The 732-nt window shown below is 33.6% G+C and carries 2 protein-coding genes; both read left to right on the forward strand.

What is annotated here, in order from left to right; translation table 11 throughout:
- The coding region (locus tag Cyrtocomes_RS06045) for a hypothetical protein (protein ID WP_322498288.1) at nt 1-530 on the forward strand (530 nt) is incomplete at its 5' end.
- Between the two features lie 6 nt (nt 531-536).
- The coding region (locus Cyrtocomes_RS06050; RefSeq protein WP_322498289.1) for a hypothetical protein at nt 537-732 on the forward strand (196 nt) is incomplete at its 3' end.

The raw sequence follows: 732 nt of genomic DNA on the forward strand, positions 1-732 counted from the left end.
CAATGATAAGAAGATTCACAAAAGGTGGGCAAATACTAGCCCATGGCACGCGCATGTTTAGGCAGGTCATTGCACTTCTTTTGCTTATTTTTGTTTTTTCATTCATTATCTCTTTATCAGTTTACCTTTATTTAAATACTGAAAAAACTAACTGGTCCGGGTATCAGGAATACTATTTGAGCAAGCTTTTTGTTATATTTGGAAAGTATGAACAACTTATTAATGTTTATCCAAATAAATCTGCCAAAGCTATTACAATAATAAATTCTACATATTGGCTCAATCAGGTTAAGCTGCTTGAAAATCATATTTTTAAAGGCATCAAGATAAGCATCAAAGCCTCCTCAATGGTCATTACCATGATTGGCATACTATTTACAATACGAGGAAAAAGAGATGAAGGTGAGATACATAAAAGAGGCTCTGGCCTTGTTAGTTATAAATCTCTACTTAAAATAATCACAAGAGATAATAGGGATTATAGCGCATATAGAATAGCAGGCATACCCTATCATTATAGGCACTGTTAACAAAGGTTGTATTTAATAGATGCTAAAGCTATAAAGGCAAGGAAAGAGAGATCGGATTTCTCAAATCGTAATGCTAAGCGTCGATTTTCTTTGAGTTTAGCGAAGAAATTTTCTATCTTGCTTCGCAATTTGAATTTATCTTTATCGTATTCTATAGGCTCAATGCGATTCTTCCGCCCAGGAATTACAGGAATATTGTTAT

Source organism: Candidatus Cyrtobacter comes (assembly GCF_034470605.1).
Taxonomy (GTDB): domain Bacteria; phylum Pseudomonadota; class Alphaproteobacteria; order Rickettsiales; family Midichloriaceae; genus Cyrtobacter; species Cyrtobacter comes.